General features: G+C 72.9%; 15 protein-coding genes. 4 read left to right on the top strand and 11 right to left on the bottom strand.

Annotated elements, in window-relative coordinates; all coding sequences use genetic code 11:
* Positions 1 to 42: 42 nt before the first annotated feature.
* Both ACF089_RS29305 and ACF089_RS29300 read right to left on the bottom strand, forming a co-directional pair.
* Positions 43 to 921, bottom strand: a complete 879-nt coding sequence (locus ACF089_RS29305; protein WP_392032898.1) for an acyl-CoA thioesterase — start codon at positions 919 to 921, stop codon at positions 43 to 45.
* A gap of 37 nt (positions 922 to 958) precedes the next feature.
* Complete coding sequence (locus ACF089_RS29300) at positions 959 to 3481, bottom strand: DEAD/DEAH box helicase (RefSeq protein WP_392032895.1); 2523 nt, start codon at positions 3479 to 3481, stop codon at positions 959 to 961.
* Between the two features lie 140 nt (positions 3482 to 3621).
* Between ACF089_RS29300 and ACF089_RS29295 the strand changes: the two genes are divergently transcribed.
* Complete coding sequence (locus ACF089_RS29295) at positions 3622 to 4413, top strand: metal-dependent hydrolase (protein ID WP_392032892.1); 792 nt, start codon at positions 3622 to 3624, stop codon at positions 4411 to 4413.
* Between the two features lie 238 nt (positions 4414 to 4651).
* Here the strand turns inward: ACF089_RS29295 and ACF089_RS29290 are convergent, their stop codons facing one another.
* The 5 genes from ACF089_RS29290 to ACF089_RS29270 form a co-directional block, all read right to left on the bottom strand.
* Positions 4652 to 6424, bottom strand: a complete 1773-nt coding sequence (locus ACF089_RS29290; RefSeq protein WP_392033200.1) for an ABC transporter ATP-binding protein — start codon at positions 6422 to 6424, stop codon at positions 4652 to 4654.
* 38 nt (positions 6425 to 6462) lie between these two features.
* Positions 6463 to 8271, bottom strand: coding sequence for an ABC transporter transmembrane domain-containing protein (locus ACF089_RS29285; RefSeq protein ID WP_392032889.1), 1809 nt, complete (start codon positions 8269 to 8271; stop codon positions 6463 to 6465).
* 171 nt (positions 8272 to 8442) lie between these two features.
* A complete protein-coding gene (locus tag ACF089_RS29280; protein WP_392032886.1) occupies positions 8443 to 9888 on the bottom strand; it encodes a Gfo/Idh/MocA family protein in 1446 nt (481 codons plus the stop codon).
* Positions 9889 to 10236: 348 nt separating this feature from the next.
* Positions 10237 to 10686 (bottom strand): DUF6059 family protein, encoded by a 450-nt coding sequence (locus ACF089_RS29275; protein WP_392032884.1) that lies wholly within the window; start codon positions 10684 to 10686, stop codon positions 10237 to 10239.
* A 133-nt stretch (positions 10687 to 10819) separates the two neighbouring features.
* Positions 10820 to 11290: a MarR family winged helix-turn-helix transcriptional regulator gene (locus tag ACF089_RS29270; RefSeq protein ID WP_392032881.1), complete on the bottom strand. Its 471-nt coding sequence runs from the start codon at positions 11288 to 11290 to the stop codon at positions 10820 to 10822.
* A 164-nt stretch (positions 11291 to 11454) separates the two neighbouring features.
* Here ACF089_RS29270 and ACF089_RS29265 point away from each other — a divergent pair, with 164 nt between their 5' ends.
* Positions 11455 to 13287 (top strand): ABC transporter ATP-binding protein, encoded by a 1833-nt coding sequence (locus ACF089_RS29265; protein ID WP_392032879.1) that lies wholly within the window; start codon positions 11455 to 11457, stop codon positions 13285 to 13287.
* A gap of 200 nt (positions 13288 to 13487) precedes the next feature.
* Here the strand turns inward: ACF089_RS29265 and ACF089_RS29260 are convergent, their stop codons facing one another.
* Positions 13488 to 14558, bottom strand: a complete 1071-nt coding sequence (locus ACF089_RS29260) for an NAD(P)-binding domain-containing protein (RefSeq protein ID WP_392033197.1) — start codon at positions 14556 to 14558, stop codon at positions 13488 to 13490.
* A 107-nt stretch (positions 14559 to 14665) separates the two neighbouring features.
* Here ACF089_RS29260 and ACF089_RS29255 point away from each other — a divergent pair, with 107 nt between their 5' ends.
* On the top strand, positions 14666 to 15088 hold the full coding sequence (locus ACF089_RS29255) for a YjbQ family protein (RefSeq protein WP_392032876.1): 423 nt from the start codon (positions 14666 to 14668) through the stop codon (positions 15086 to 15088).
* A gap of 559 nt (positions 15089 to 15647) precedes the next feature.
* Here the strand turns inward: ACF089_RS29255 and ACF089_RS29250 are convergent.
* The 3 genes from ACF089_RS29250 to rpmB all read right to left on the bottom strand — a co-directional run bounded on the left by ACF089_RS29250 (position 15648) and on the right by rpmB (position 17284).
* The gene (locus ACF089_RS29250) at positions 15648 to 16154 is read right to left on the bottom strand and encodes a ricin-type beta-trefoil lectin domain protein (protein WP_392032873.1); all 507 of its coding nucleotides are present in this window, start codon (positions 16152 to 16154) and stop codon (positions 15648 to 15650) included.
* Between the two features lie 588 nt (positions 16155 to 16742).
* Complete coding sequence (rpsN, locus tag ACF089_RS29245) at positions 16743 to 17048, bottom strand: 30S ribosomal protein S14 (protein WP_392032871.1); 306 nt, start codon at positions 17046 to 17048, stop codon at positions 16743 to 16745.
* Positions 17048 to 17284 (bottom strand): 50S ribosomal protein L28, encoded by a 237-nt coding sequence (gene rpmB / locus ACF089_RS29240; RefSeq protein ID WP_392032868.1) that lies wholly within the window; start codon positions 17282 to 17284, stop codon positions 17048 to 17050. Before rpmB ends, rpsN begins: the two co-directional genes overlap by 1 nt.
* A 67-nt stretch (positions 17285 to 17351) precedes the next feature.
* On the opposite strand from rpmB, the gene rpmG reads away from it, so the two are divergent.
* A complete protein-coding gene (gene rpmG, locus ACF089_RS29235; protein WP_392032865.1) occupies positions 17352 to 17516 on the top strand; it encodes a 50S ribosomal protein L33 in 165 nt (54 codons plus the stop codon).
* The last annotated feature ends 6 nt before the right edge of the window (positions 17517 to 17522 follow it).

Raw genomic sequence — 17522 nt, 5'->3', positions numbered from 1 at the left:
CATCGGGGGGAGGGAACCGGCGGAGACCCGGGGGCCGGACGGTCAGGCGTCGAGCGGACGGAACAGCCCCTCCTGCACCACCGACACCAGCAGCTCGCCCGCACGGTTGTAGATCCTGCCCCGCGCCAGCCCCCGCCCGCCGGTCGAGATCGGCGACTCCTGGTCGTACAGGAACCACTCGTCGGCGCGGAAGGGCCGGTGGAACCACATCGCGTGGTCCAGCGAGGCCATGTCGTACCCCCGCCGGCCCCACAGCGGCTCCACCGGGATCCGCACCGCGTCCAGCAGGGTCATGTCGCTCGCGTACGTCAGCGCGCAGGTGTGCACCAGCGGATCGTCGCCCAGCGGGCCCACCGCGCGCATCCACACCGCGCTGCGCGGGTCCGACTCCTTCTCCGCGATCTCCTCCGGCGTCCAGCGCAGCCGCTCGGTGTAGCGGATGTCGAAGGGCACCCGGCGGGCCATCAGCTCCAGCGCCTCCGGCAGCGCCCCGAGACGCTCCCGGATCTCGTCGGCGACCGAGGGCAGCGTCTCCGGCTCGGGGAAGTCCAGCCGGGGCGGCAGCTGGTGCTCGATGCCGCCCTGCTCGGGCCGGTGGAAGGAGGCCGTCAGATTGAAGATCGTCCGGCCCTCCTGGACGGCGGTCACCCGGCGGGTGGTGAAGGAGCGGCCGTCCCGCACCCGCTCCACCTGGTAGACGATCGGCACCCCCGGGCGGCCCGGCCGCAGGAAGTACGCGTGCAGCGAGTGCACCGGACGGTCCCCGTCGGTGGTGCGGCCCGCCGCGACCAGCGCCTGGCCCGCGACCTGCCCGCCGAAGACCCGCTGAAGGGACTCCTTCGGGCTCGGCCCGCGGAAGATGTTGACCTCGATCCGCTCCAGATCGAGCAGATCCACCAGACGCTCGGCCGGATTCGCCATGCCAGTTCTCCTCAGTGCGCAGAAAGCCGGAGCCGGGTCAGAGGCGGCCGACGGAGGTGACCCGGACGACCGCCCGGCCCTCCTCGTCGGAGGCCGCCAGATCGACCTCGGCGCTGATGCCCCAGTCATGATCGTCGCTCGGGTCGGCGAAGATCTGCCGCACGCGCCACAGACCGTGCGGTTCGTCCTCCTCGATCAGCAGCAGCCGGGGCCCGCGCGCGTCCGGACCGGTGCCCAGGTCCTCGTGCTCGTCCCAGTACCCGTCCATCGCCGCGCCCCAGGCGTCCGCGTCCCAGCCGGACTCCGCGTCCAGCTCGCCGAGATCGCCCACCTTGTCGAGCGCGGCCAGCTCCACCCGCCGGAACATCGCGTTCCGCACCAGCACCCGGAAGGCGCGGGCGTTCGCCGTGACCGGCTTGACCTGATCGGCCTTCTCCTGGGCCTGCTCGGCGGTCTCCACCTCGGGATTGGCCAGCTGCTCCCACTCGTCCAGCAGGCTGGAGTCCACCTGGCGCACCATCTCGCCCAGCCAGGCGATCAGGTCCTGGAGATCCTCCGACTTCAGATCGTCCGGGATGGTGTGCTCCAGCGCCTTGTACGCGCCCGCCAGATAGCGCAGCACGATGCCCTCGGTCCGGGCCAGCTCGTAGAACGAGGTGAACTCGGTGAACGACAGCGCCCGCTCGTACATGTCCCGGACCACCGACTTCGGCGAGACCGGGTGGTCGCCGACCCACGGGTGGCTGGTGCGGTAGGTGTCGTACGCGTGCCACAGCAGCTCTTCCAGCGGCTCGGGGTGGCTCACCTCCTGGAGGCGCTCCATCCGCTCCTCGTACTCGACGCCGTCGGCCTTCATCAGGGCGACGGCCTCGCCCCGCGCCTTGTTCGTCTGCGCGGCGAGGATCTGGCGCGGATCGTCCAGCGTGGACTCCACCACCGAGACCATGTCCAGCGCGTACGACGGGGACTCGGGATCGAGCAGCTCGAAGGAGGCCAGCGCGAAGGTGGACAGCGGCTGGTTGAGGGCGAAGTCCTGCTGGAGATCGACGGTGAGCCGTACGATCCGGCCCTGCGCGTCCGGCTCGTCGAGGCGCTCCACGACACCGCCGGCCAGCAGCGAACGGTAGATCGCGATCGCCCGCCGGATGTGCCGGAGCTGATTCCGGCGCGGCTCGTGATTGTCCTCCAGCAGCCTGCGCATCGCGTCGAAGGCATTGCCCGGCCGGGCGATCACCGACAGCAACATGGTGTGCGTGACCCGGAAACGCGAGGTCAGCGGCTCGGGCTCGGACTCGATCAGCTTCTCGAAGGTCGCGTCCGACCAGGCGACGAAGCCGTCCGGGGCCTTCTTGCGGACGACCTTCCGCCGCTTCTTCGGGTCGTCGCCCGCCTTGGCGAGCGCCTTGTCGTTCTCGATCACATGCTCGGGCGCCTGGGCCGCGACCAGCCCCGCCGTATCGAATCCGGCCCGGCCCGCGCGGCCCGCGATCTGATGGAACTCCCGCGCCCGCAGCGTCCGCACCCGGGTGCCGTCGTACTTGGTGAGCGCGGTGAACAGGACCGTGCGGATCGGTACGTTCACCCCGACGCCCAGGGTGTCCGTCCCGCAGATCACCTTCAGCAGCCCCGCCTGGGCGAGCTTCTCGACCAGCCGGCGGTACTTGGGCAGCATGCCGGCGTGGTGCACGCCGATGCCGTGCCGTACATAGCGGGAGAGATTGCGGCCGAACTTCGTGGTGAAGCGGAAGCCGCCGATCATCTCGGCGATCCGGTCCTTCTCCTCCCGCGAGCACATATTGATGCTCATCAGCGACTGGGCCCGCTCCACGGCCGCCGCCTGGGTGAAGTGCACGATGTAGACGGGCGACTGCCGGGTCTCCAGCAGCTCGGTCAGCGTCTCCGTGATGGGGGTGCGCCGGTACTCGTACGAGAGGGGCACCGGGCGGGTCGTGGAGCGCACCACGGCGGTGGGGCGGCCGGTGCGCCGGGTCAGGTCCTTCTCGAAGCGGGAGACGTCGCCGAGGGTCGCCGACATCAGCACGAACTGCGCCTGCGGCAGCTCCAGGATCGGGATCTGCCAGGCCCAGCCCCGGTCCGGCTCGGCGTAGAAGTGGAACTCGTCCATCACGACCTGGCCGATGTCGGCGTCCTTGCCGTCGCGCAGCGCGATGGAGGCCAGCACCTCGGCGGTGCAGCAGATCACCGGGGCGTCGGCGTTGACGGACGCGTCGCCCGTCAGCATTCCGACGTTCTCCGTGCCGAAGAGCTTGCACAGGTCGAAGAACTTCTCCGAGACCAGCGCCTTGATCGGCGCGGTGTAGAAGGTGACCTGGTCGTTCGCGAGGGCGGCGAAGTGGGCGCCCGCCGCGACCAGGCTCTTTCCGGAGCCGGTGGGGGTGGAGAGGATCACATTGGCCCCGGAGACCACCTCGATCAGCGCCTCCTCCTGAGCCGGATAGAGCGAGATCCCCCGGTCCTCGGCCCAGGTGGAGAAGGCCTCGAAGAGGGCATCGGGGTCGGTGTCCGGCGGCAGCTGATCAATGAGGGTCACACCCCCCATCTTGCCTGTCCCCGTCCCCGTTCCGGGAACCGGGCGGCGGGCCGAAGATCACGAACGATACGCTGGCCTGTCAACTGGGCTCGGACGGCCGAGCGATGGCCGCCGCCACGGCGGCCGACCGACGGGGTGGGGACACGTACATGATGGGACCGGCGCACTCGCTGTCCGGGGCGGCCGCCTGGCTGGGAGTGGGGGCGGCGACCGCCGCGGCGGGTCACCCGATGCCCTGGCCGGTGCTGGTCGTCGGCGCTCTGATCTGCGCGGGCGCGGCGCTCGCACCGGATCTCGACCACAAGGCGGCCACCATCTCGCGGGCCTTCGGGCCCGTCTCCCGGGTGCTGTGCGAGATCGTGGACAAGCTCTCCTTCGCCGTCTACCAGGCGACGAGGAAACCGGGCGACAAACGCCGGACCGGCGGCCACCGCACCCTCACCCACACCTGGCTGTGGGCGGTCATGATCGGCGCGGGAGCCTCCGGGATCGCCGTCGCCGGCGGCCGGTGGGGCGTTCTGGCGATCCTCTTCGTCCATCTGGTGCTGGCGGTCGAGGGTCTGCTGTGGCGGGCCGCGCGGGTCTCCAGCGACATCCTGGTGTGGCTGCTGGGCGCGACCAGCGCCTGGATCCTGGCGGGCGTCCTGGACCAGCCGGGCAATGGCTCGGACTGGCTGTTCACCGCCCCCGGCCAGGAGTATCTGTGGCTGGGCCTGCCGATCGTGCTGGGCGCCCTGGTCCATGACATCGGCGACTCGCTGACGGTCTCGGGCTGCCCGATCCTGTGGCCGATACCGGTGGGCCGCAAGCGCTGGTATCCGCTGGGCCCGCCGAAGGCGATGCGCTTCCGGGCCGGCAGCTGGGTGGAGCTGAAGGTGCTCATGCCCGTGTTCATGCTGCTGGGCGGGGTGGGCGGCGCGGCCGCGCTGAATGTGATCTGACCGGGCGGTGCGGTCCGGGGCCTCGGCCCGCGACCCGGCCCGGGCGGTCCCGCACGTGGGGCCGGGAGGGCATGTGGGGCCGGGAGGGCCCGGCGACCCGCCCGCCCGGACCGATCGCCCCGCGCCGGACCGAAGCGCCGGAACGGACGTCCGGGGACCGCGACGGTGAACGGCCGACGAGCCCGGGCCCGGCGATCACACCGCCGGGCCCGGGCTCGTCCGCGTCTCGCGGGCATGCCTACCCGTGCCAGGAGCGCCAGAGCGCCGCGTACGCCCCGTCGACCGCGACCAGATCGTCATGGCTGCCCAGCTCGCTGATCCGGCCCTGCTCCACCACCGCGATCAGATCCGCGTCGTGGGCGGTGTGCAGCCGGTGGGCGATCGCCACCACGGTGCGGCCGTCCAGGACCCGGGAGAGGGAGCGCTCCAGCTCACGGGCGGCCCGGGGATCGAGCAGCGAGGTCGCCTCGTCCAGGACCAGGGTGTGCGGATCCGCGAGGACCAGCCGGGCCAGCGCGATCTGCTGGGCCTGCGCCGGGGTGAGGGCGAGCCCGCCGGAGCCGACCTCGGTGTCCAGACCGCTCTCCAGCGCCCGTGCCCAGCCCTCCGCCTCCACCGCGGCGAGCGCGGCCCACAGCTCCGTGTCGCCCGCCCCGCTGCGGGCCAGCCGCAGATTGTCCCGCAGCGTGCCCACGAACACATGGTGCTCCTGATTGACCAGGGCCACATGCCGCCGTACCCGCTCGGCCGTCATCCGGGACAGCTCGGCGTCGCCGAGCGCGACCCGGCCGGTGCGCGGGGCGTAGATCCCGGCGAGCAGCCGGCCGAGCGTCGACTTCCCGGCCCCCGACGGGCCGACCAGGGCCAGCCGGGTGCCCGGCTCGACCTCCAGGGAGACCTGGTGGAGCACGTCCACGCCCTCGCGGTAGCCGAAGCGGACCTCCTCCGCCCGCATCTCACGGCCCTCGGGCCGCACCGAGTCGTCGCCCGCGTCCGGCTCGATCTCCCGGATGCCCACCAGCCGGGCCATCGACACATGCGCCACCTGCAGCTCGTCGTACCAGCGCAGAATGATGCCGACCGGGTCCACCAGCATCTGGGCCAGCAGTGCGCCCGTCGTCAGCTGGCCGATGTCCATCCAGCCCTTCAGGACGAACACACCGCCGATCAGCAGCACGGAGATCAGCACGGTGGTGTGGGTGAGGGTGATGACGGGATAGAACACCGAGCGGAGGAAGAGGGTGTACCGCTCCCAGCCGGCCCACTCCCGCACCCGCTGGTCGGAGAGCGCGATCCGGCGGTCGCCGATCCGGTGCGCCTCCACCGTCCGCCCCGCGTCGACGGTCTCGGCGAGCACGGTGGAGACCGCCGCGAATCCGGCCGCCTCCGAGCGGTAGGCCATCGGCCCGCGCCTGAAGTACCAGCGGCAGACCACGATCAGCAGCGGCAGGGCCACCAGCACCGAGAGCGCCAGCGGCGGCGCGGTCACCGCGAGCCCGCCGACCAGCACCGTCGCCCACACCACGCCGATGGTCAGCTGCGGCACCGCCTCCCGCATCGCGGAGGCGAGCCGGTCGATGTCGGTGGTGATACGGGAGAGCAGATCGCCGGTGCCGGCCCGCTCCAGCACCCCCGGCGGCAGCCCCACCGAACGGACGAGGAAGTCCTCGCGCAGATCGGCGAGCACCTCCTCGCCCAGCGTCGCGCCGCGCAGATGCATCATCCGGACGAAGACGGCCTGGACGACGACGGCTGCCGCGAACACCGCGACCGTGGGCCCCAGCCGCAGTTCGCGCGCTCCCTCGGTGAGCCGCTCCACCAGCGAGCCCAGCAGATAGGGGCCCACCATGGAGGCGACCACGGCGAGGGAGTTGCAGGCGACCAGCACGCCGAAGGCGCGCCGATGGCGGCGCAGCATCTCGCGGACATAGCCCCGCACCGTCGTGCTGTCGCCGACCGGCAGGGTCTCCGCCGTGTCCGGCGCGGCCGGATCGTACGCGGGCGGCTCCATCCGGAACAGCTTCGGCACTCGTCTTCGGGGCGCGCGGCTCACGCGGTCTCCTCCAGCTTCGTCAGGGCGTCCGCGCCGGACGGAGCGGTCCGCGGCCGCCGGGCGGCGGCCTCCTCGTCGGTCTCCCGGGTGACGACGGCCCGATAGCGGGCCTCGTCGCGCAGCAGCTCGCGGTGGAGTCCGACGGCCACCGCGCGCTCCGCCTCGACCAGCACCACCCGGTCGGCCAGGTCGAGCAGGAGCGGCGAGGAGGTGAGGACGACCGTGGTGCGCCCCGCGCGCAGCCGTTTCACGCCGGCCGCGATCCGGGCCTCGGTGTGCGAGTCGACGGCCGACGTGGGCTCGTCGAGGACGAGCACCTCGGGGTCGGTCACCAGGGAGCGGGCCAGCGCGAGCCGCTGGCGCTGGCCGCCGGAGAGCGAGCGCCCGCGCTCGGTGATCCTGGTCTCCATCGGATCGGCGGCGTCGTCGGCGGAGGCCCGGGCGAGGGCCTGGAGCACATCGCCGCAGTGGGCGGCCTCCAGCGCGTCCGCGGGGACGACGGCTCCGGAGGCGGGCACGTCGAGCAGCTCCCGCAGGGTGCCGGAGAGCAGCACCGGGTCCTTGTCCTGGACGAGTACGGCCTTCCGGGCCGCGTCCAGCTCCAGTTCGTCCAGCGGAGCCCCACCCAGCAGCACCGAGGCCCGGCCGCCGTCGGCCGGATGGCCGCCGAGCCGGTCGGCGAGCAGCCCCGCCGCGTCCGGGTCGCCGCAGACCACGGCGGTGAGCAGGCCCTCGGGGGCGAGGACGCCGGTGACCGGGTCGTACAGATCGCCGGCGGGGGAGTCGAAGACGGCGCCGGAGCCCGCGGTCTCGCGGCGCAGCGACAGCACCCGGGCCGCGCGCTTGGCGGACGGACGGGAGTAGGAGTACGCCATGGCGATCTCCTCGAACGTCCGCATCGGGTGGGCGGCGAGCAGCACCGCGCTGTACACGGTGACCAGTTCGCCGACGGTGACCCGGCCGGCGAGGGCGAGATTCGCGCCGTACACCACGACCGACAGCATCAGCGCGCCGGGCAGCAGCACCTGGATCGCGGAGATCAGGGACCACATGCGCGCGCTGTGCACGGAGGCGCGGCGCATCTCCTGGGAGGCGCTGCGGTAGCGGGCGAGGAACAGCTCCTCGCCGCCGATGCCGCGCAGCACCCGTAGTCCGGCGACGGTGTCCGCGGCGAGTTCGGTGGCGAGCCCGGCCTTGTCGCGCTGGACGTCGGCGCGGCGGGTGGCGACGGGCAGCAGCGGCAGCACGGCCAGCGCGAGCACCGGGATGCCGAGGGCGACGACCACGCCGAGCGCGGGCTGATAGATCACCAGGCCGACGCAGATCGCGATCAGCGCGGTGGCGGCGGCGACGAACCGGGAGAGCGACTCGACGAACCAGCCGATCTTCTCGACGTCCCCGGTGGAGACGGCGACCACCTCGCCCGCGGCGACCCGCCGGGTCAGCGCCGAGCCCAGCTCGGCGACGCGGCGGGAGAGCAGTTGGTGCACCCGGGCGGCCGCGGTGATCCAGTTGGTGATGGTGGCGCGGTGCAGCATGGTCTCGCCGACCGCGATCGCCACCCCGAGCAGCGCGATCAGCCCCGCCGCCTGGGCCAGCCGGACGCCGGAGCCGTCGACCACCGCCTGGACCGCCATGCCGACGCCGATCGGCAGGGCGGCTATCCCGAGTTGGTTCACCAAACCCCAGAAGACGGATATCGCCTGACCGCCCAGTTGTTTTCGGCCGATCCAGATCAGGAACCGGGCACCGGACCGGACATCTGGGTCACCTGGGTCGGTATACGGAAGGTCGCGAATTTGCATGACGTCCCAGCACGTTCGAGGTTGGCGCAAAGAGTGCAAGGCTCGCCGTTCGTGGCCCGTTTCCGCAATCTCTTTCGGGACGGCACCGGCATATCGCGCCAGGGCGTACCGGGGGTACCCCGACACCGGGGGCCGGGGCGCGGGCCCTCGCACGGGCCCGCGCACCTTTTCTCACTCCGAAGGTTTGTCCGAATCCACACCGCTGCGCTCGGTGCGCCACTCGCCGCGGGTGAAGTCGGGGATCGGCAGCGGCGCGCCCTGGGCCCTGATCGAGGCATGGCTGAGCGGAACCGGCGCGGACCAGGTGGCCGCGTCGTACACGTCGAAGTCGGGGGCGAGGCCCAGCCGCATGCACTGCGTCAGCCGGAAGACCATCAGATAGTCCATGCCGCCGTGGCCGCCGGGCGGATCGGCGTGCTCCTTCCACAGCCAGTGGTCCCAGTCGGCGTACGCGGCGAAGCTGCCCCACTGGTGGTTGGAGTGGTCCGGCTCCAGATAGACGCGCGCCGGGTAGTCCTCGAAGACGCCCTTGGTCCCGCCGAGGCTGTTGATCCTGCTGTACGGGTGCGGGGACGACACATCGTGCTCCAGCCGGATGACCCGCCCCTTCGCCGTCCGGATCATGCTGATCGTCCGGTCGCTGGAGACGTACGACTCCTTCCAGCTGGGGTCGCCCGCCGGCATGTGCGCCTCGCGGTACTCGGCCATGCTCAGCGCCGGGGTCCCGAAGCTGGAGACGGACACCGCGCGGTCGCCCCGGTTCACGCCCATGTAGTTGGCGATCGGGCCGAAGGCGTGGTTGGGGTAGAGGTCGCCGCGCAGCCGGGTGTGCCAGCGCCGCCGCCAGGGGCCCTCGTAGTAGTCCGGGTGGAAGAGCAGATCGCGCAGATCGTGGTGGTACGCGCCCGCTCCGTGCAGCAGCTCGCCGAACAGCCCGGCGTGCGCCATCCGCAGCACCCGCATCTCGTTCCTGCCGTAACAGCAGTTCTCCAGCTGCATACAGTGGCGGCGGGTGCGCTCGGAGAGGTCGACCAGCGCCCACAGCTCCTCCAGCCGCATGGCGGCCGGACACTCCACGCCGACGTGCTTGCCGTTGAGCAGCGCGGACTTGGCCATCGCGAAGTGGGTCTCCCACGGGGTCGCCACATAGACGAGGTCGAGATCGCCGCGGGCGGTGAGATTCTCGTAGTCGTCCTCGTCCTTGGCGTAGACCGCGGGCGCGGGCCGGCCGGCCTTCACCACGGTGGCGGCGGCCCGTTCGGCCTGGGCCCGGACGGGGTCGCAGACGGCGACCACCTGGACCCCGGGCATCGCGAGGAAGACCGGCAGCATGCTCTGGCCGCGGTTGCCGAGGCCGATGATCCCGAGTCTGATCGTGCCGCGCCGCTGGAAGGGCACGCCGGCCATGGTGCGGCCCTGGCGGGCGGGCGCGGCCGCCTCGGCGGGGGCCGCCGAGCCGTCGGCGGCGGCGGCCGTCCCGGCGCCGAGCGCCCCGAGGGCCAGCCCGGCTCCGGCGGCTCCCGCCGCTCCCGCCGTGGTCCGCAGAACGCGACGACGGCTCACGGAGCCGTCGTCGTCGCCGTCGTCCTGGTTCAGTGGTGGTGCTGCGTCGTTCATCGAGCCTCCACAAGCGCTGATGGTGCGCGGCCGGTTGCCGTCTCACGCTCGCAACCTCGTGGAGGACCCTGACGGGTGGGGCGGCCGGTGCGCAAGAGCACCGTTTGGACTCTCGCGCACCGGCACATGGACTCTTGGCCGGGCGTTCGCCGTCTGCCGTCCGTCCGCCGCCGGTCCTTCGCCGATGCGTCTCCGATGCGTCGCCAGTGGCGGAGGGGCTGGTTCCGGCCATGCGGCGCGCCGGGGGTGCGGGAGCCGGCGCCGAGGCTCGCTCCGGGAGGCGGCGCCGAGGGGTGACGCAACCCCGGGTGCCGGGGGTACGGGGGGGGAGTGGCCGGGTCCGCCGCCTCAGCGAGCGAGGTCCGGACCCTCCAGCTGTGCCCACAGCTCGCGTTCGCACGGGGAGAGCGGCACCCCGCGCGACAGCCGTTCGGGATGACCGGCGGGCGGCTCGTCGAGCCGGGGCGCGGGGGCCCCGGGCCGGTCCGGGCGCGGGGCGGGGGCGTCACCGTACGGGGACGAGTCGTACGGGTGAGAGTCGTACGGGTACGGGGCGTACGGGCCCGAGTCGTTCGGATACGGGGCGTTCGGGTGCGGGGCCGGGGCGTCCGGTCGGCCGCCGGGGGGCTGGGCGGACGGGGAAGCGCCGGGGGCCAGCCATCCGCGCGACGCCTCCCGATGGGCGTCGGCCGGAAGCACTCCGAAGACCGCGGCCTGCGAGGCGAGTCCGCGCACCAGGGACATCCCGATCCGGTGCGCGGTCCGTCGCAGGGACGGCCATCCGCTCGACGTCGCCATCACGCCCTCCTCCGCGTCCGGTGGACCGGTGGTTCCGGTGTCTGACGCACTTACCCCGGCGGAGTCGGAAGACTCTCCTCCGCGGGATCGTGGCGGAATAAGGCCCTCCCCCCGCCGCCCGGGCGGAGGCCGTTCAGCAGTGCTGTCCGGATCCGTCCGCGGGCGGCGCGACCCCTCCGTCCACCAGGGTGGAGAGCAGCCCGCCGAAGATCTCGCGCTGCTCGGCGGTGAGGGGGGCGAGGATGTCCTCGGCGGCCGCCCGGCGCGCGTCCCGCAGCGCGCGGAGCGTGGCCCGGCCGGTGTCGGTCAGCTCGATCCGTATCACCCGGCGGTTGGCGGGATCGGGGGCGCGCCGCACGCAGTCGTTCGCCTCCAGGCCGTCCACCAGGGAGGTCACCGCCCGGGGCACCACCTCCAGCCGGGCCGCGATGTCCGCCATGCGCGGGGCCGACTCGTACTGCGTGAGGGTGCGCAGCAGCCGGGACTGGGCGGGGGTGATTGCGATGTCCGCCGACTCCAGCTGTCGCTTCTGGCTGCGGTGGAGGCGGCGGCTCAGCCTCAGCAGCTGCTCGGCCAGCAGGCCGTCGGGGTCGGGGGTGCTCATACGGGAACAATATCAGGACCCCGTTCATTGTGAAGATAGGTAACAGTGAGCTAGGCTCTTGAAAGGGGTTCGGGACGCCTGTCCGGGACCCTGCCGCACGCCCTCCCGGGCCCTCGCCCCCGCGAGCCCCGGCCCGGAAGGCCTTCCACCCCTCGAAGGAGCACATGCGCACCGAACCGCCCCCGTGGGAACCGCCGACATCCCCGGCAGCCCCGTCCCGAGCGGTCGACGGATCCGAGCAGCAGCCCGCGCAGGTGCGGCGGATCCTCCGGCTCTTCCGCCCCTACCGAGGCCGGCTCGCCCTCGTCGGCCTGCTCGTCGGCGCGGCCTCGCTCGTCTCCGTCGCCTCGCCGTTCCTGCTGCGCGAGATCCTCGACACCGCCATCCCCCAGGGCCGCACCGGGCTGCTCACACTGCTCGCCCTCGGCATGATCCTCACCGCCGTGCTCACCAGCGTCCTCGGAGTCCTCCAGACCCTGATCTCCACCACCGTGGGCCAGCGCGTCATGCACGATCTGCGCACGGCGGTCTACGCCCGGCTCCAGAGCATGCCGCTCGCCTTCTTCACCAGGACCCGCACCGGAGAGGTCCAGTCGCGGATCGCCAATGACATCGGCGGCATGCAGGCGACGGTGACCTCCACCGCCACCTCCCTGGTCTCCAATCTCACCGCCGTGATCGCCACCGTCGTCGCGATGCTCGCGCTGGACTGGCGGCTGACCGTCGTCTCCCTGCTCCTGCTGCCGCTCTTCGTCTGGATCAGCCGCCGGGTCGGCCGGGAGCGCAAGAGGATAACGACCCAGCGCCAGAAGCAGATGGCGGCGATGGCCGCGACCGTCACCGAGTCGCTCTCCGTCAGCGGCATCCTGCTGGGCCGCACCATGGGCCGGTCGGACTCGCTGACGCGGTCCTTCGCCGAGGAGTCGGAGAAGCTCGTCGGCCTGGAGGTGCGCTCCAGCATGGCCGGCCGCTGGCGGATGTCGATCATCGGCATCGTGATGGCCGCCATGCCCGCCGTCATCTACTGGGTCGCGGGCTTCGCCCTCCAGAGCGGCGGCCCCGCGATCTCGCTGGGCACCCTGGTCGCCTTCGTCTCGCTCCAGCAGGGCCTGTTCCGGCCCACCGTCAGCCTGCTCTCCACCGGAGTGGAGATGCAGACCTCCCTCGCCCTCTTCCAGCGCGTCTTCGAGTATCTCGATCTCACCTCGGACATCACCGAGCCGGAGAACCCGGTCGCGCTGGAACGAATCCGCGGCGACGTCCGCTTCGAGAACGTCAGCTTCGGCTACGACCCCGCCCAGCCGGTCCCCACCCTCGACGGCGTCGAGGTGACCGTCCCGGCCGGCTCCGGCCTCGCGGTCGTCGGAGCCACCGGCTCCGGTAAGTCCACGCTCAGCCATCTCGTGCCCCGGCTCTACGACGTGACCGGCGGCCGGGTGACCATCGACGGAGTCGACGTCCGCGACCTGGACTTCGACACCCTCGCCCGGGCCGTCGGAGTCGTCTCCCAGGAGACCTATCTCTTCCACGCCTCCGTCGCCGACAATCTGCGCTTCGCCAAGCCCGACGCCACCGACGCGGAGATCGAGGAGGCCGCCCGCGCGGCCCAGATCCACGACCACATCGCGTCCCTCCCCGACGGCTACGCCACCCTCGTCGGCGAACGCGGACACCGTTTCTCCGGCGGCGAGAAGCAGCGGCTGGCGATCGCCCGCACGATTCTGCGCGATCCGCCCGTGCTGATCCTGGACGAGGCCACCAGCGCCCTGGACACCCACACCGAACACGCCGTGCAGCGCGCCATCGACGCGCTCTCGGCCGGCCGGACGACGATCACGATCGCCCACCGGCTCTCCACCGTCCGCGACGCCGACGAGATCGTCGTCCTCGACTCCGGACGCATAGCCGAGCGCGGCACCCACCAGGAGCTGATCGACCACGACGGGCGCTACGCGGAGCTGCTCCGCCGCGACGCCCCGGCCCCGGTCGTCTCCTGACCCGTCCACCCAGGCCCGCCCCGCCCCGGCCCACCCCGGACCGGCTCTGCCCGACCTGCCCGGTCCGGCTCGGCCCTGCCCGGTCCGGCTCGGCCCTGCCCGGTCCGGCTCGGCCCTGCCCGGTCCGGCTCGGCCCTGCCCGGTCCGGCTCGGCCCTGCTCGATCCGCCCTGCTCGATCCGCCCGGTCCGGCTCCGCGCGCTACGGCGTGAGCGCGGGTGCGCGGTCCAGCAGCCGTTCGATCCCGCGCACGGCGGCCCGGCCCGCCCGATTGGCCCCGATGGTCGACGCGGAGGGGCCGTACCCCACCAGATGCACCCGCTCGTCCCGTACCGCGCGGGTGCCGTCCATCCTGATGCCGCCGCCCGGCTCCCGCAGCCGCAGCGGGGCGAGGTGGTCGATCGCCGCGCGGAAGCCGGTCGCCCACAGGATCGCCTCGGCCTCCACCGTCCGGCCGTCGTCCCAGACCGCTCCGGTGGGAGTGATCCGGTCGAACATCGGCAGCCGGTCCAGCACGCCCTCGGCACGGGCGCGCCGCACGGCGTCGTTCAGCGGCAGCCCGGTCACCGAGACCACGCTCTCCGGCGGCAGCCCCCGGCGCACCCGGTCCTCGACCCGGGCGACGGCCTCCCGGCCCGCCGCCTCGCCGAAGTCGCCGTCCACGAAGACGGGCGGTCGCCGGGTCACCCAGAAGGTCTCGGCCGCGTACGGCGCGATCTCCATCAGATGCTGCGTCCCCGACGCACCGCCGCCCACCACGATCACCCGCTGCCCGGCGAACTCCTCGGGCCCCCGATAGCCGGCCGTGTGCAGCTGGCGCCCGAGGAAGGTCTCCTGCCCGGCGTACCGGGGCCAGAAAGGCCGGTCCCAGGTGCCGGTCGCGCTGATCAGCGCCCGAGCGGACCAGTTCCCCTCCGAGGTCTCCACCAGCAGTCGCCCGCCCTCGCCCTCGCGCACCGCCGTGACGTCCACCGGCCGCCGCACGCCCAGTCCGAAGCGCTCCTCGTAGGCGGCGAAGTACTCCCCGATCACCTCCGACGAGGGCCGCGAGCCGTCGGCCCCGGTCAGCTCCATACCGGGCAGCGCGTGCATTCCGTGCACCTTGCCGTACGTCAGCGAGGGCCAGCGGAACTGCCAGGCTCCCCCCGGCCGCGGCGCGTGGTCGAGCACCACGAAGTCCCGTCCGGGCGTCAGCCCCACCCGCCGCAGGTGATAGGCGGCCGACAGTCCCGCCTGCCCCGCGCCGACGACCACCACGTCCACGTCCCGCACCGCGATATCGTTCACGCTTCTACTAACTCACCCGCTCCCGTGGATCTTCCCGCCCCGCCGCGACCCGTCCGCCGGATCCTTCCGCCGCGGCCGGGCAGGATGTCCCCATGCCCAGCCCCTTCACCACTCAGCTGCTCGACATCACCACCGGCTCCCACGAGACGGTGACCGATCTCACCGAGGCCTGCGCCCGCTTCCTCCGCGCGGCGGCCGACGGCCGCGACGGCCTCCTCAATGTCTTCGTCCCCCACGCCACCGCCGGCGTCGCCGTCATCGAGACCGGCGCGGGCAGCGACGACGACCTCCTCGCCGCCCTCCGGACCCTCCTCCCCGCCGACGACCGCTGGCACCACCGCCACGGCACCCCCGGCCACGGCCGCGACCACGTCCTCCCCGCCCTCGTCCCCCCACACGCCACCCTCCCGGTGGTCGCGGGCCGCCTGGAGCTGGGCACCTGGCAGTCGGTGTGCCTGGTCGACACGAACGTCGACAATCCCCGTCGGCAGGTGCGGCTGAGCTTCCTCGGCTGACCGGGACCGTGCCGGGGGCGGCCCGTCGTCCCGGTGGGCGGTCGAGGGGCGCAGGCGGCTGCCGCCGGCCTTCCGGGGAGCGCTTCGGCGGGCGGCCGCGGCCGGGCGGGGCGCTTCGCGGGGGGCGGACCCGGGGCGATCGCGGGTGCCGGAACGCGCCGTCGGGAATCGGTCACGCCGATCCGCTCCCCGGCGCGGTTCAGCGCCGGCCGCCGGTGATCCGGCGCGAGCGCACGCGGGGTGTCGGTAAAGGTCCTCGCCCGGACGCTCGTTGCCGATGTTCGTTGCCGACGAGCACCACCACCGGCTTGGCGGGTGCGGTGGTGGCGGCGCTCGTCGGTGACGCGAAGTCGCTGATGTGTCGCCCGCCGGGAGGACGGGCCCGAGGGCGTGTGCGCCGGAGGTCATGGAGGCGCGTGTGGCGCTGTCGGGGCCCGTGGGCTTCGGGTGCTGTGCGTCAGTCCGATGGGGTGCGGGGGGTTTCCGCACCCGGCGGGCGTCGGCCGAGGGCGTCCGGAAGGCCCTGGGGCGGAGGCCCGGCGCCCGGCGGGGGGCTGGATCAGAAGGCGGTCATGCTGATCAACTCGCCCATCCTGGTCCAGCGCTGCTGCGAGGAGGACGCGTTGCATCCGGACACGCTGACGGCGAGGAACGAGGGGTAGTTGGTGGAGAGGCACATGCCGGGGTGGGCGGCGAGCCTGATCAGTTCGCCGTCGAAGGTCCAGCGCTGCTTGGACGAGGAGGCGTTGCAGCCGTCGACGCTGGCAGCGTAGAAGGACGGGTAGTTGGTGGAGAGGCACTGGCCGGGGTGGGCGGCCAGTCTGATCAGTTCGCCGTCGACGGTCCAGCGCTGTTGGGACGAGGAGGCGTTGCACCCCTTCACGCTGGCCGCGTAGAACGAGGGATAGGCCGTGGCCAGACACTGGTTGCCGACGAGCGGGGCGACCGCGCCGGGCGCGGCCGCGCCGGCCGGTTCGGCGGTGGCCGCCGCGGCGGGCGAGGGCAGTGCGAAGGCCGCCAGCGAGAGCAGCACGGGTAAGAGGAACTTGCGGGACACCTTGGCCATGACGAGACACCTTTCGGAGCGGGCGGACAGCGGATGCACGTCGGCGGGGCGCGTGTGCCGGTCCCGGGCGGCGGATCCGGTTGATGAGAGCCTTCAGTGGCTCCCCTCCGCCGTGACGCCGTATGCGTTCCGCGTGCAGTGATGTCCGCCATACGTCATACGTGATGTGTGGGACGGGTTGATGTGCGGAATCGAGCCCGGCGCGCCGAGATCGCCGGGCTCACGGCCGGGGCGGCCCGGCCGTTCGTCCGACGCGTCCGGCGCCCGCGGCTTCGACGGGCTTCGACGGGCTTCGCGGAACCTCCTCCGGCCCGCGCGTCCCGCCGGGGAGCCTCCCGGTCAGCCCCACGACGTGTCCCTGCGAGGTGGGCGGGGAGTGCGCCTCGGCCGCGCGCACCCGTACGGCCCGTTCGCGAGGCACGCCGCCGCACCCCTCGTGGACGCGCCGCCGCCGGCGATCCCCGGCGTCAGATCCGGCTGAGCCTCCCGGGCTGAGAGGGCTGAGTTGGCTGAGAGGGCTCAGGGGGCGACGGCGGCCCGCGCCGCCGTGGCGCGGGCCGCCGCCGCCCGGTGTCCGGCCGGAGCCGACTACCAGGAGGACTTCGTCACCCCGGGCAGAAACCCGGCGTGGGCCTGTTCGCGCATCCGTACGCGGGACAGGCCGAACTTGCGCAGGTAGCCGCGGGGCCGCCCGTCCACGCCGTCCCGGTTGCGCACCCGGACCGCGGCGGCGTCGCGCGGCTGGCGGCGGAGTTCCGCCAGGGCGGCGCGCCGTTCGGCCTCGGTGGACGAGGGCCGCCGGACGATCTCCTTCAACTCGGCGCGCCGGGCGGCGTACCGCGCGACGATCGCCCGGCGCTTCTCGTTCTGCGCGATCTTGCTCGCCCTCGCCATCAGACCTTCCCCCCTCGCGCCCGGACGCGGGCGACGGCCGCCTCGACGCCGATCGCGTCGACCGTCCTGATCGCCCTGGCGCTGAGCGTCAGCCGGACGTGCCTGCCCTCGCTCGGCAGCCAGTACCGCTTGCGCTGGACATTGGGGTCGAAGCGCCGCGAGGTGCGCCGGTGGGAGTGCGAGACGCGGTTGCCGAAGCCGGGCTTGGCCCCGGTCAGTTGGCAGTGCGCGGACATCCAGTGACCTGCCTCTCTCCGTGGGAACGGTTATTGGAAATGGAAATCATTGCCATATAGTAGCGGCATGGCACGCAACGAGATCCGCCCGGTCATCAAGCTCCGGTCCACCGCCGGCACCGGCTACACCTACGTCACCCGCAAGAACCGCCGGAACGACCCCGACCGCATGGTCCTGCGCAAGTACGACCCCATCGCCCGCAGGCACGTCGACTTCCGCGAAGAACGCTGACCCGGC

Origin of the sequence: Streptomyces sp. NPDC014894 (genome assembly GCF_043080985.1) — a bacterium.
Classification (GTDB): Bacteria; Actinomycetota; Actinomycetes; order Streptomycetales; family Streptomycetaceae; genus Streptomyces.
Note: the sequence above shows the minus strand (reverse complement) of the source record. Positions and strands in the feature narration are given on the sequence as shown.

Bases quoted from the DNA above. Each gene is read 5' to 3' on its own strand.
- ACF089_RS29305 (WP_392032898.1), bottom strand. From the start codon at position 921: ATGGCGAATCCGGCCGAGCGTCTGGTGGATCTGCTCGATCTGGAGCGG.
- ACF089_RS29300 (WP_392032895.1), bottom strand. From the start codon at position 3,481: ATGGGGGGTGTGACCCTCATTGATCAGCTGCCGCCGGACACCGACCCC.
- ACF089_RS29295 (WP_392032892.1), top strand. From the start codon at position 3,622: ATGATGGGACCGGCGCACTCGCTGTCCGGGGCGGCCGCCTGGCTGGGA.
- ACF089_RS29290 (WP_392033200.1), bottom strand. From the start codon at position 6,424: ATGGAGCCGCCCGCGTACGATCCGGCCGCGCCGGACACGGCGGAGACC.
- ACF089_RS29285 (WP_392032889.1), bottom strand. From the start codon at position 8,271: ATGCAAATTCGCGACCTTCCGTATACCGACCCAGGTGACCCAGATGTC.
- ACF089_RS29280 (WP_392032886.1), bottom strand. From the start codon at position 9,888: ATGAACGACGCAGCACCACCACTGAACCAGGACGACGGCGACGACGAC.
- ACF089_RS29275 (WP_392032884.1), bottom strand. From the start codon at position 10,686: ATGGCGACGTCGAGCGGATGGCCGTCCCTGCGACGGACCGCGCACCGG.
- ACF089_RS29270 (WP_392032881.1), bottom strand. From the start codon at position 11,290: ATGAGCACCCCCGACCCCGACGGCCTGCTGGCCGAGCAGCTGCTGAGG.
- ACF089_RS29265 (WP_392032879.1), top strand. From the start codon at position 11,455: ATGCGCACCGAACCGCCCCCGTGGGAACCGCCGACATCCCCGGCAGCC.
- ACF089_RS29255 (WP_392032876.1), top strand. From the start codon at position 14,666: ATGCCCAGCCCCTTCACCACTCAGCTGCTCGACATCACCACCGGCTCC.
- ACF089_RS29250 (WP_392032873.1), bottom strand. From the start codon at position 16,154: ATGGCCAAGGTGTCCCGCAAGTTCCTCTTACCCGTGCTGCTCTCGCTG.
- rpsN (WP_392032871.1), bottom strand. From the start codon at position 17,048: ATGGCGAGGGCGAGCAAGATCGCGCAGAACGAGAAGCGCCGGGCGATC.
- rpmB (WP_392032868.1), bottom strand. From the start codon at position 17,284: ATGTCCGCGCACTGCCAACTGACCGGGGCCAAGCCCGGCTTCGGCAAC.
- rpmG (WP_392032865.1), top strand. From the start codon at position 17,352: ATGGCACGCAACGAGATCCGCCCGGTCATCAAGCTCCGGTCCACCGCC.